This window comes from Desulfobulbaceae bacterium, from assembly GCA_015231515.1.
GTDB lineage: Bacteria > Desulfobacterota > Desulfobulbia > Desulfobulbales > VMSU01 > JADGBM01.
In genome coordinates this window covers 1-11,908 of record JADGBM010000088.1, presented here as the reverse complement: position 1 = coordinate 11,908, position 11,908 = coordinate 1, and the positions used below count along the sequence as shown (strand labels likewise).

Here is an 11,908-nt window from a genome sequence, read left to right as displayed (position 1 = left end):
ATCTTTTTAATTATTGACGGGTGAAGGCCATTGATAAAGGCAGAGCCGACGCTGCCATTATTCTGGCGCACGCCATCCACCAAAATCAAGGTATGGTAATTCCTTGAGCCCAGCGAGTTGAAATTAGCTACTTGGCCAATATCCGGGGAGCTAAATTCTACAAACAAGCCCGGCACCTTCGCCAGAAACTGGCCAATGGTATGGACATGGGAGCGTTCAATGTCTTCGGCAGTGAATATGGTCACCTGCTCTGTCACTTGCGAGAGCGTTTTGGGGTAGCGGCTTGGGGCTTCGGCCATTTCACTATCATCAAAAAATAGTGAAATATCATCGTTCTCTGCCGCCGGCACAACGTTGCTAGATAATAGATAGGCACTCAGGATCAAGGCAAAAAACAAACATTTTTTTAATTTCATAGTTTCCATACGTCTTATTGTTATGATAAGGTGAATAATTACGAATTTAATATATATTAAAATACCTGTTTTTAATTGGTTGTTTGCGGCTCAGTGGTATCGTTACCAGCGATAGAGTAACTAGACTTATTTTTTTGATATGACACTAACTTTAAAACAAATCCTGTTAACTTTGTTTTGCTGGGCGGTAATTTTTCTGCCCCAGCAAGCTACTGCCAGTGAAGTGCTGATTGTCAATAGCTCGCAGCGCCAGCCATACCTCCAGGCCATTGCTGGGCTTAATCGAGTCCTGGGTGGGGTTTCCTACCAAGGGGTCAAGACCATCCAGCAGACGGAAAGTGAACTCTTCGCCGCTGACTCAATCCAAAGCGATTTACTGTTTAACAGTAAAGTTAAACAACATCAAGCTGAGGTTCTGGTGGCGGTGGGCGCCAAGGCCTTGGCCGCTGTTGCTAACCTGCCACTACCCATCGTCTATCTCATGGTTGTCAATCCTGAAAAAATTAGCCAGGGCAAGGACAATATCACCGGAGTCAGGGTTACTGTTGACCCGGAAAAAGAGCTTGCCGCCATTGCCGAATACCTGCCAACCGTCAAAAAAATTGGGATTATCTATGATCCCGACAACAGTGCTGCTCAGATTGATCTTCTGACTCGTGCTGTGCTTAATAACTCGAGGCTGACCCTGCTACCCAGAGAGGTTTCACTGGCCAAAGAGGTCAATGCTGTTCTTACCCGAATAGGCCCCTCTGTTGAGGCGCTGCTTCTGGTACCGGATACAACGGTACTGACTGCCGAAAATCTGGATATCTTTTCACTCTACTCCCTGAACAGCAGAAAGCCGCTAATTGCCTTCGCCCCCCAATACTTAAAGCACGGGGCCGCTTTGGCACTCTATTCAACTCCGACCGCTATGGGTGAACAGGCTGGGCAGATGGTTCTTCGGCTTTTGGCTGGTGAAACTATTGACCAAATACCCCCGGAAGCTAGTCAAACACTGACTGTAGAGACTAATTCACGTATTCTAAATAAACTCGGTTTTGAAGCTGCCGGTAATGCTGGCTTTCAGAATGGAGAAGGGAAGCCATGAAGCACTCATTATTTAACTTTATAAGGCAGAGCTTTACGTTAAAACTGATCATAGTGTTTGTCCTTTCAACACTTGGTACTGCCCTGGCGCTGAATTATTATTTTTTAAGCAAGGTTCGGCAAGAGTTCCACAATGATCTTGTGGCTCGTGGACAAAGCTTGACTAGACTGCTGGCCGGCAGCAGCCGGCTTGGTGTTTTTACCGGCATTAAAAAGGATTTAGAAGGGCCAGCTGGTGTTGTTTATCAGGAGCATGACTGTAAAAAATTAGTTATTTATGACTGGGAGGGAACCGCCTTAGTGAGTTTGGGCAGCGATGCGGCAGAATACGAGGCCTTGTTCTCAAGCCGGACGCTGTCTGAACAGATGTTGGGCCATGGGGGGGCGGCAGTGAACCTCTATCCTGAGCATGGTGCGATTGTCTTTGGTCAGGCTATTCTTGCCGGTCAAACCGTAAGTGAGGATGATATGTTTCTGGGTGCTGCTGGCCTGGATATTCAGCAGCACAGGGATCGTGAACCGATTGGCTATGTTGTTGTGTTGTTCAGCACCGAAGAGATGACGTCCAAGATCTGGAACATTTTACAACAGAATTTAATTGCTACCCTTATGATCGTCCTGTTCAGCAGTTTGTGTCTCTTGCAGTTTGTCAAAAGGTTGACTAAACCTTTAAAAATATTAGCCCGGGAAATTGTAAAACACAGGGGCGCCAATACTATTGAAAATGAACAGGCTGAATTGTTGGGCGATTTTTCTGAGATGATTAACATCATCCAGGAGTCCTACCGGACAATATCAGAGTTAAAGGATAACCTCGAAAAAAAGATCCAGGAGCGAACGGTGGAACTTTCACTGAGCAATACGGCACTTGAGCAGCAGAAAATAACTCTGGAACGGTTGAACGCGGAGTTGGGCAAGACCGTCGCTGATCTACAGCAGAGCCAGGACCAGTTAATTCAATCCGAAAAAATGGCGGCCTTGGGACAACTGCTTGGGGGTATCTCCCATGAGATCAACAACGCCCTCAACTTCATTACCGGCGCTCTGCCGCTCCTGGATCGCAATTTGCGAAGCATAAGCGCCCCGTCACAAACTGGAGACCTGACTCTTGAAAGGCAGGATGCCCAGAAATTTAAAGCGCAAAACAGAACCCTGCTCGACAATATCATGGAAGGGGTTCGGCGTATCTCTGGGCTGACCAACAACCTCAGGGTGTTTGGCTATACTAACCCAGAGGATTTCAGCCGTTCAGATATCCATCCGGGGCTTGCAGCGTGTATTGGGATTGTTCGGAGCAAGTATGGCAAGCACATTGAAATCAAAGAGGAGTTCGCTCAGAACCTGCCGGAAATTACCTGCAATATTGGCCAGCTCAATCAGGTATTTATGAACCTCCTGCTTAACGCCGCCCAGTCGATTCATGAACAAGGAACCATCACGGTAAAGACCTCCTTTGTTAATAATCAACTGCTGGTTACGTTCTGCGACACAGGCGAAGGCATCTCGGCAGAAAGGCTTGGCAGGGTATTCGACCCGTTTTATACCACAAAGAAAATAGGCGAGGGTACCGGACTGGGCCTCAGTATCTCCTACACCATCATTCACCGCCATGGCGGCAAGATAGATATCGACAGCAAACCCGGTGAGGGCACTACCTTTGAAATAACCCTGCCGATTATATGTGCACAGCTTTCTAGTGAAAGCTGTGAGTGGAATCTCAACTCTGGAGAACTAAATGGATAAAAGAAAGATCCTCTATGTGGATGACGAGCAGGTCAATCTCAGCAATTTCCGGATGAATTTTGAAGATGAATTCGAAGTAATTACCGCCTCTTCCGGAGAAGAGGCTCTGGTGCTTTTTAACGAGCATGTTGATAGAGGTCTAGCGCTAGTGGTGTCCGACAACCGGATGCCGGGGATGAGCGGTGTTGAACTCATGGGCCGCATATTTGAGACCGATCCGGATCCGGTACGGATAATCCTGACCGCCTTTACCGATTTTAACCAGATTATGGAGGCGGTGAATAAGGGACACATCTACCAGTATGTCCTGAAGCCCTGGGAATATAAACATTTGCGGATGCTGATCGTCAATGCTGTTGGTGCCTACAGTATGATTAAAACCAATAAAAAACTGCTCCAAGATCTGCATAAAAAAAACGCCGAATTGATGGAAGTTGCCTCGCAGCTGACCCGCGAACTTGAGCACCGAAAAGGAGAGGAGGCTCGCCGCCGAAGCATTGAAGTAAAGATGATGGGCCAGGCAAAACTAGCCTCCCTTGGTGAGATGGCAACCGGTGTCGCCCACGAAATCAATCAGCCACTCTCTTTTATCAAGATTATGATGCAGGCCACTAAGCGGGATTTCATGGAAGGGCAATTAAATGCAGCAGAATTTCCCGGAGAACTTGATGAAACCCTCGCCCAGATCAGCAGGATAGAAGTTATTACCAGACATTTACAAATGTTTGGTCGCAAGAGTGGTGGCGTCTTCGATCAGATTGCATTACCGCAAGTACTGGATCATGCCTTGATCCCTCTGGGCCATCGGCTGAAGAAGGCGGGCATTGCCCTCGAGGTAGAGATAGAGAAGGACCTGCCACTAGTCAGAGGTGTGGCCACCCAGCTTGAGCAGGTTCTTATCAATCTTATCATCAACGCTGTTGATGCCATGGAGTATGTTAAAGAGAAAAAGCTGGCGATTCGATTCAGTCGGCAGAACGATATGGTGGTAGCGACTATTGTCGATAATGGTTGTGGAATGCTTGAGGAGGTCGCCGCAAAGATGTTTGAACCGTTTTTTACCACCAAAGAGGTCGGCAAGGGCACCGGCCTCGGTCTCTCGATCTCTTTTGGAATTATCAAAGAGCACAACGGCAGCATCAATTGCCAGTCCAAGCCGGACGAAGGGACCTGCTTTGCTTTGTCGCTGCCGGTCGCTACGAATTAAGGATGATTCTAGACCTTAGTCATGTTATCTGATGATGAGCGCTCCGGGAGTGGTTTGCTCTTTTTCTTTATTGTTTGGAAAAACATTGCTAACCCTTTTAGGCTATAAAGATATATCCTCTGGCGATCCTTGACATGCTAATCAGGAGTAAAAAAACGTCCGCAGTATTTACAGTTTTTCTGTTGCATAGCCCCAAACAAGATTTCATCGTGAGTTAATATGTGACCGGCAGGTCTTGACACACTCATATTCCTACAGCAGAAAGCCCTATCCGTATTGCTGCCAAGGCGATAAAAAAAGCCAATATCATCCGTAATCGACCTATTGGAACCCTGCGGCTAACCAAACCTCCAAGATGGGCAGCTGGGATCACTGTCACAACTATCGGCAAAGCCAAATACCAGGCTATCTGACCGGTAAAGGCTTTGCCTAAAAAGGCTGCCAGCGATGAAAGAAATACAATCGCCAGATTGCTGCCAATTGCAATTCTGGTTGGAACCTGCATAAACGAGGTCATGAGTGGAATAAGAATGAAAGACCCACCCTGACCAACAAGCCCGCCCATAATGCCGACTGATCCGGCTACCACCACTGCCTTCAAACGACTGAATGAAAATGTTGAAACATTCGGGTTTTCGCAATCCTCCCTGGTAGGTACAAAAACAAGAACAGCAGCAAGCAGAGCTAGAAGAGCAAAAACTGTCATCAGCAGCGAATTTGAGACATACCCTGCTCCGGCGCCACCCGCCAAAGCGGTAACGAAAATTGTTGTCCCCATCCATCCTGTTAACCGGTTTGAGACAAAATCAAACTTTTTATGCGTTAAAGATCCAGATAGGCAGGCAACCAGTCCCTGTACAATAGTTAACCCGGCGACAACTCTCATGGGCAGCGGTGAAAAGCCGAACCAGGCGGGAACATACAAAAGCAAAGGGGCCATAACAATTCCGCCCCCAATTCCCAGCATCCCTGAAATAAAACCAGAAAATAACCCCAGGCCTCCAATCAGGAGAAGCATTATTCAACCGTTATCCCAACAGGTTCGGCTGTTATCTCACCAATGCATGTGGCGGCATCAACTCCATTTCGGTGCAATGCCGACAGCAGTTCTTCGGCCTGTGCCTTTGGCACAGAAAGTAAAAGTCCACCAGAGGTCTGCGGATCATATAGGAGTTCGTCCTCATATCGTGACAAGGTCTTCTGCATGTTCAGAACATGTTTCGCCACCATGGCCCGATTGGCCTTGTTGCTGCCTGTCGTTTCGCCTTTTTGATACATATTCAAGGCCCCAGGATAAAAGGGTAAGTTCTTATAAACAACTCGAACCCTGGCATTAGAACCATGCGCTACCTCAAGCAGGTGCCCAAGAATACCGAATCCGGTGATATCTGTGCAGGCATGCAGATTAAATTGCAGCGCTGTTTCTATAGCCTTACCATTAAGAGCGGCAAGGGAAGGGAGAATCTCTTTTTCAACTTCTTTAAAAGGCATTTTCCCCGAGCGGACCGCATTAAATAAAACACCGGAACCAAGCGGCTTGGTCAGGATAAGCGCATCCCCAGGTTTTGATCCGGCATTGGTGATTATTCGATCAGGATGAACAACACCATTAACGCATAGGCCGTACTTTGGCTCCTCGTCATCTACAGTGTGGCCACCGACCAGGCAGGCCCCAGCTTCTACTACCTTATCGTGCCCTCCGCGTAGAATCTCTTTCAAAATGCCCATATCAAGATGCTTTGATGGAAACATTACGACATTAAGAGCAGTTAAAGGCTTACCCCCCATGGAATAGACGTCAGAAATAGAGTTTGCTGCTGAAATCTGACCGAACCAGTACGGGTCATCAACCGGCGGGGTAATAAAATCCACAGTGTTGATCATAGCGATTTCATCGCTTAACCGATACACAGCTGCATCATCTGCTGTCTCAAACCCGACGAGCAGGTTTGGATCATTAGGCGGGGTAAGGCCTTCGAGCGCGTCCGACAGATCCGTCGGACCAATTTTGGCGGCTCAACCGCATGTACGAGAAAGACCTGTGAGTGTTTTTTTCTTAAAAATTGCCATGATTACCGCTTCCTTCCGATCTGTTTTTTTATCGAGAATTAATACTCTATGAAATCGCTATACTAGGAAATTAGAGAAATTAGGACAGACCCCGGTTTTTAAGCGGGGTCTGTCCCCTAAAAATCCTAAGAGTGAAACGCCTGGTTACCCTTTATTTTTCCATGGATTTAATATTGTTACATTAGTTGAGGCAAAGTCATTCTCATTTCTTGTTACGACAATTAAATTGTATGTTTGAGCCACTGCCGCTATCAAACTGTCTACTGAGGCAACCGGAGTACCATTTTTTTCTGCTTTCCCTTGAATAATCCCCCAGTTTTCTGCAACCGTTAAATTAATGGGATAAATTCTTGCTTGGTAATCTTCCAGAAGGGTATTAAGCCAATTTGTGAGCTGATTTTTCTTTTTTGATTCAGGAAGTTTTATTATTCCTTTACGTATTTCTCCAATGGTTATGACAGATAAAAAAAGTCTTTCATTAGGTAAATGACTCATCCAATTGATGACGGCTTCATTTGGAGTTGGCCTGACCAATTCTGATATCACGCAAGTATCTAATAAATAATTCAAAATTCAATATCCCTTGGATGATCCTTTTGCCTCTCAAATTCAAAGCCATCGTCAATTTTGGGACAACTTAACAGAAATTCTTTTAATGTCGGTTTTTTTGTGGTGATTTTTTGATATTCCTTAACGGATATGATGACCACTGCTTCTTGACCTCTACGAGTTACATATTGCGGCCCGGCCTTCAAAGCATTTTCAACAACCTGACTGAATTTTGCTTTAGCATCTTGTAATTTCCATGATGTATTCATAACACCTCCTGTTCATTCTTTACTACTAGTCAGTCTAGTCCATTTATGCTGTTAAGTCAATTTTTTGGGTTGCTGAGGGATGTTTTATGGAAGGGTAACAGTGTTAATAAGTGGAAACTTTCCATGCTTATCTCATTGCAAACAAACTTCCTTTCTTACTATATTCCCTTCTCATATTGCGAGCTGGTAGTTGGGTGAATACCTTTCCTGATCTCATCCAGCGCCTTGGAATCTCCATTAATATGCCGTTCAAAAAGCATAATCAGTTTTGATTTGTCCAGCTCCCGTTTAGTTCCTGTTTTAATACCCCTTAAATCAATAAAAAAGCTGGAAAACCGATTTGGTAGATCGCTAACGATATCAGTATTCAGGAAATCAGCCTCATTATAAATAGAATGCAAGTTACCCATTGATTTTTCAATAATGAGAGGGATTTTTTTTACGTTTGTAATTGGCACAGACTTTTCACAGTCGAGAATACAGCTGTCGTCAATTTTACTCTTTTTACAACCAACTACCTGGTGAAAAAGGCATTGTCTGCTTGTTAGCAGCAGCAGCGGGTGGTAGATGCTGTAGTACAGTTTAAAGTCCGCCGGCTTTTTGATTCGCTTTATCTGATCTCTATTAATCTCATTGGAAACGAAGGCTCCATAACAGTTAAATTTTTCTTTTAAACATAACAGGCTAAAGGAGTTAACCAGATTCAGATGGGGGCCAGCGATCCAGCTGAAACCTTTTCGCCAAGCCTCATAGGCTATTCCAGTATTATTGGTGACAATTTGTTTTGGTTGCACCAGGTGTAGAAATTCAACTGCCGCCCGATAGTCCTCTCCGATCAGAACAGAAGGGAACCAAGGGATTACGGTATCGTCCCTGAAGATATCCAGCAGTTCAGAACTCTGATTTGTAAAACTGTTGGGCAGTTGATAATAGATATCCGCCTGGGTCGCACGGCAAAAAGGCAGATCCTCTCTGGAAGCGATCAATACTGACAACACAGGCTTGATCTCTTCGCCTGGGAGCCTTTTGACAATAGGCGGGGCTATTGGTTCAACTATCTCCTTTGCACCATTAAAGTGGAACACTATCTGATTCTTTAAAGAGGTAAGCTCTTTAAACGGTATAAAAAGATCTGGCTGAAGATTGTCCAAATTGATCCGGTCAAGAAAATACTCCGTATCATTGACCGCCTTAAACCTTTCAAAAAAGCTCTGGTAGTTGAGGCCCGCAGCGGTGCTGTCCTTATTTTTCTTAGCAAGAGTGCTCCTCGCTGTAAATGTCCCGACATTTTCCAGATTGCAGGCCGAAAACACCATAAACGAACAATCAGGAGTTATCACCTCAACCTGCAAAGGTGAACCTGACTCCCCTGAAACAAGCAAGGCTAATGGAGCTTTGCCGATATCTACCTGTGCAATTTTTTTTCTGACAGTTGTTATAATTTCCGTTTTCAGATCATAAAGTTCTCGTTTAGCTCTTTGGATATTTTCAGCTGTGCAGCCGCCAAAACCCTGGGCACGATGGAGTGCGGAATTATCCCGGGGGTTATCAATAAACATGCTCCTATTGATGTCGCCCATCAAAAAAGCGTTTGAAAAGTCCCGATTAAAGACCTTGTGAAGATCGCTGTTATCATCACTGAGTGCCTCTTTAGCATAAAGCCTGTCAAGTTGTTTCCGCCAGGCATTAACAACGGTATGCACGTAATGAAATTTCTTTATTCTTCCTTCAATCTTTACAGAGTCAACCCCGGCCTCGGAGAGCTCTTTTAAGTCAAAATAGGCGGAGTTATCCTTAAGATTAAGGGGGAAATCTTTTCCTTCAGGTGTCGTTTCATATTGATCTCGACACGGTTGGCTGCACCGGCCACGATTACCTGAGTTGCCGCCATGCACAGAGCTCAGGTAACAAAGTCCGGAAAAAGAGAGACAGTTGGCCCCATGAACAAATACTTCCGTCAACATAGAGTTTTCATGTGCAACTTGAGTTAATGCTTTGATCTCTTTCAGGCTTAACTCTCTGCAAAGATTAACCCTGGCAGCATTGAGTTTAGCCAAGAACTTAATCTGTCCTTCGTTATGGGTGGTAAGCTGGGTGGAGGCATGAATCGTGAGCCCTGGGAAATATTCAGACAGAAGATAGAACATGCCTAAATCCTGAACAATGACCCCATCGATTCTGGTATTAATTAATCTATTCAGAATACTGATCAGGGCTGGAATTTCACTCTCGACGATAATAATGTTAAGCGTGACAAAAACCTCACAGCCATTACTGTGTGCTGCCCTTACAATCCCGCTTAACTCATTAATAGTTATGTTTTCGGCCCTATTCCTGGCATTGAATTTATCTAAACCACAGTATATAGCATTCGCACCTGCTACGATTGCAGCCTTAATGGAATCTATATCTCCACCCGGAGCCAGTAGTTCAATTTTTCTTCTCATTAATGACCACACTTGCTCATTTTTGATGAGCTTATCTACCATCTAAATTTTAGTCTTTCGATCTCTCAAACCAATCGCCAACAACTACTAACATTATATATTTACTTGCTTTACATACCAACTGTTTCTATAAGTTATGCAAGAATGACTGTTACCTGTAATTTGCTTGCCACTCTTCAACAAGGATTTAATTAAAAAGCATGAATGTAGATTTCTGGAAATTATTAGCAGGCCTCGGTCTTTTTATTTTTGGAATGTTTTTACTTGAAGAGGCTGTTCGGGCTTTTTCGGGTAAAGCTTTCAGGAGAATAATCCGGCAATACACCAACGGCAGACTCAAATCAATTGTCAGCGGCACCTTCATAACAGCTATCCTGCAGAGTAGTTCTGCTGTATCGCTTATGGTGCTCGCCTTTGTCGGTGCCGGTGTAATGAGCATGGAAAATGCTATCGGCGTCATAATGGGGTCGAACATCGGCACAACCCTGACAGCCTGGATTGTTGCTGCCTTCGGCTTCAAACTAAAAATCGAAACCTTTGCCCTGCCCTTCATCGGTATCGGAGGGTTAGGCCTGATCTCCTTTGGTTACAGTTCAAAAGCATCGTATTTAGCGCGGCTGTTCATAGGCTTTGGCTTCCTTTTTCTTGGTCTTGACTACATGAAGGGCAGTGTTGAAACCCTTTCCCAAACCATTGATCTTGCAGCTATTGCCAACTATGGCCTGTGGCTGTTTTGCCTGATTGGCATCATCCTTACTGCCATCATGCATTCAAGTGCTGCCAGTGTTGCAATTGCGCTTACGGCCTTACATGGCGGGCTGATCACCTTCGAAACTGGTGCAGCCTTAGTTATTGGTGCTAACGTCGGCACGACTATAACCATCCTCATGGGATCTTTGGCAGGAAGTCAGCCTAAAAAACGAGTCGCACTCAGCCATTTAATCTTTAATATAACAACAGCGATCGCCTCTTTTGCGGCAATGCCCCTACTTATCTGGATTGTCAAACTGTTCATCAATGTTGACACAAACAGTCTCATGGCTCTGGCCTTCTTCCACACCCTTTTTAATATTACCGGGGTTGTGATCTTTTTTCCATTCATCGGTCTTCTCTCAAAGTCCTTGATTCGATTTTATCCCGACCATAAAACCATCCTGACAGTGTATCTTGGCAACATGCCGAATGAAGTAACTGACGCTGCCGGGGCGGCCTTAAGAAATGAAGTCAAACATCTTTTCCAGGAATGTCAGCTGTACAATCTGCGCCTGCTGAAAATTGATGAAGGGCTTGTTTTTGACGAGGAGCTTCCCTTTGAAAAAAATGCAAAGAAAAGAGAGACTAATGATACTCTTTACGAGAACATTAAGCTGCTTCATGCTGAGATATTTGCCTTTTATTCGAGGGTTATGTCCCACAAAATTGACGAGTCTGATACAAAAGAGATGGAGCGGGTCATTTTTGCTTCACGAAACATTATGAACTCAATTAAGAACTTCAAAGGGATTCGTCATAATTTTGAGGAGTTCGAAGGCTCTGACAGCCCCTACCTTAACGGGCAGTATAAATCGTTTCGTAAACGACTCCTTGAACTGTATCACGACATCAACCGCTTCTTGTTAATTGAAAACCAGGAAGAGCAGTACAAAAGTCTGGTGAAGAGTTTCATCCACGTTGAGCAGGCCGACCGGCGTTTTATCAAGGAAACGATGACAGCGGTTGCCTCAAAAAAAATCCACGAGATGGAAATATCCTCCCTCCTGCTCGTTAACAGGCTATTCAACCAGGCCTGCCGCCTGCAGGTGTTCAGCCTCAAGGATCTTCTGCTTTCCCAGGAGCAAATAAGTGATTTCGACAAGGCTCTCGACATGAAGGAGATTATTGAGGAAGCAAAGGCAAAAGACGTCGTTTATGAGTGTCAGACAGCCACCAGTGCCGTGAACTGACAGGGTTCTATGCCAGCTTCTCCATAGTTTGTACATACGATGAAAAATCGTAAATATTCGGTTTGCCCTGAAAGGGCCAGAACATACCAGCCCAGGGCAACGCCCTGGGGACTGGAATAGTACAGATAGCCCTGAAAGGGCGTGACATCTAAGCTGACCCTGCCGGTTTTAAGCC

The 11,908-nt window shown here is 45.1% G+C and carries 11 protein-coding genes; 4 read left to right on the top strand and 7 right to left on the bottom strand.

What is annotated here, in order from left to right; translation table 11 throughout:
• Positions 1–416, bottom strand: a 416-nt coding sequence (locus HQK80_12330; GenBank protein ID MBF0222991.1) for a Plug domain-containing protein, incomplete at its 3' end; no start/stop codon positions are given.
• A 139-nt stretch (positions 417–555) separates the two neighbouring features.
• On the opposite strand from HQK80_12330, the gene HQK80_12325 reads away from it, so the two are divergent.
• From HQK80_12325 to HQK80_12315, 3 genes are read left to right on the top strand one after another with little or no spacing between them, the layout of a single operon-like run.
• Positions 556–1,506 carry a hypothetical protein gene (locus tag HQK80_12325; GenBank protein ID MBF0222990.1) on the top strand — a complete coding sequence of 317 codons (951 nt, stop codon included), beginning with the start codon at positions 556–558 and terminating at the stop codon, positions 1,504–1,506.
• Positions 1,503–3,248, top strand: a complete 1,746-nt coding sequence (locus tag HQK80_12320) for a sensor histidine kinase (GenBank protein MBF0222989.1) — start codon at positions 1,503–1,505, stop codon at positions 3,246–3,248. The genes HQK80_12325 and HQK80_12320 overlap by 4 nt, the downstream gene beginning before the upstream one ends.
• The gene (locus HQK80_12315) at positions 3,241–4,455 is read left to right on the top strand and encodes a response regulator (protein MBF0222988.1); all 1,215 of its coding nucleotides are present in this window, start codon (positions 3,241–3,243) and stop codon (positions 4,453–4,455) included. The genes HQK80_12320 and HQK80_12315 overlap by 8 nt, the downstream gene beginning before the upstream one ends.
• Before the next feature lie 244 nt (positions 4,456–4,699).
• Here HQK80_12315 and HQK80_12310 read toward each other — a convergent pair whose 3' ends face one another.
• The 5 genes from HQK80_12310 to HQK80_12290 form a co-directional block, all read right to left on the bottom strand.
• Positions 4,700–5,473 carry a sulfite exporter TauE/SafE family protein gene (locus tag HQK80_12310; GenBank protein MBF0222987.1) on the bottom strand — a complete coding sequence of 258 codons (774 nt, stop codon included), beginning with the start codon at positions 5,471–5,473 and terminating at the stop codon, positions 4,700–4,702.
• Positions 5,473–6,525 carry a selenide, water dikinase SelD gene (gene selD / locus HQK80_12305; GenBank protein MBF0222986.1) on the bottom strand — a complete coding sequence of 351 codons (1,053 nt, stop codon included), beginning with the start codon at positions 6,523–6,525 and terminating at the stop codon, positions 5,473–5,475. The genes HQK80_12310 and selD overlap by 1 nt, the downstream gene beginning before the upstream one ends.
• Before the next feature lie 144 nt (positions 6,526–6,669).
• Positions 6,670–7,095, bottom strand: a complete 426-nt coding sequence (locus HQK80_12300; protein ID MBF0222985.1) for a type II toxin-antitoxin system VapC family toxin — start codon at positions 7,093–7,095, stop codon at positions 6,670–6,672.
• Entirely contained in the window at positions 7,092–7,343 is a 252-nt protein-coding gene (locus tag HQK80_12295; protein ID MBF0222984.1) for a type II toxin-antitoxin system Phd/YefM family antitoxin, read from the bottom strand. The genes HQK80_12300 and HQK80_12295 overlap by 4 nt, the downstream gene beginning before the upstream one ends.
• A 158-nt stretch (positions 7,344–7,501) precedes the next feature.
• Complete coding sequence (locus HQK80_12290; GenBank protein MBF0222983.1) at positions 7,502–9,790, bottom strand: U32 family peptidase; 2,289 nt, start codon at positions 9,788–9,790, stop codon at positions 7,502–7,504.
• Between the two features lie 200 nt (positions 9,791–9,990).
• On the opposite strand from HQK80_12290, the gene HQK80_12285 reads away from it, so the two are divergent.
• Positions 9,991–11,733, top strand: coding sequence for a Na/Pi cotransporter family protein (locus HQK80_12285; protein MBF0222982.1), 1,743 nt, complete (start codon positions 9,991–9,993; stop codon positions 11,731–11,733).
• 7 nt (positions 11,734–11,740) lie between these two features.
• Here the strand turns inward: HQK80_12285 and HQK80_12280 are convergent, their stop codons facing one another.
• A complete protein-coding gene (locus tag HQK80_12280; protein MBF0222981.1) occupies positions 11,741–11,881 on the bottom strand; it encodes a hypothetical protein in 141 nt (46 codons plus the stop codon).
• Positions 11,882–11,908: the final 27 nt, after the last annotated feature.

What these genes read in the sequence shown, in the direction of transcription:
- HQK80_12325 (MBF0222990.1), top strand. Translation starts at nt 556, where the DNA reads ATGACACTAACTTTAAAACAAATCCTGTTAACTTTGTTTTGCTGGGCG.
- HQK80_12320 (MBF0222989.1), top strand. Translation starts at nt 1,503, where the DNA reads ATGAAGCACTCATTATTTAACTTTATAAGGCAGAGCTTTACGTTAAAA.
- HQK80_12315 (MBF0222988.1), top strand. Translation starts at nt 3,241, where the DNA reads ATGGATAAAAGAAAGATCCTCTATGTGGATGACGAGCAGGTCAATCTC.
- HQK80_12310 (MBF0222987.1), bottom strand. Translation starts at nt 5,473, where the DNA reads ATGCTTCTCCTGATTGGAGGCCTGGGGTTATTTTCTGGTTTTATTTCA.
- HQK80_12295 (MBF0222984.1), bottom strand. Translation starts at nt 7,343, where the DNA reads ATGAATACATCATGGAAATTACAAGATGCTAAAGCAAAATTCAGTCAG.
- HQK80_12290 (MBF0222983.1), bottom strand. Translation starts at nt 9,790, where the DNA reads ATGAGAAGAAAAATTGAACTACTGGCTCCGGGTGGAGATATAGATTCC.
- HQK80_12285 (MBF0222982.1), top strand. Translation starts at nt 9,991, where the DNA reads ATGAATGTAGATTTCTGGAAATTATTAGCAGGCCTCGGTCTTTTTATT.
- HQK80_12280 (MBF0222981.1), bottom strand. Translation starts at nt 11,881, where the DNA reads ATGTCACGCCCTTTCAGGGCTATCTGTACTATTCCAGTCCCCAGGGCG.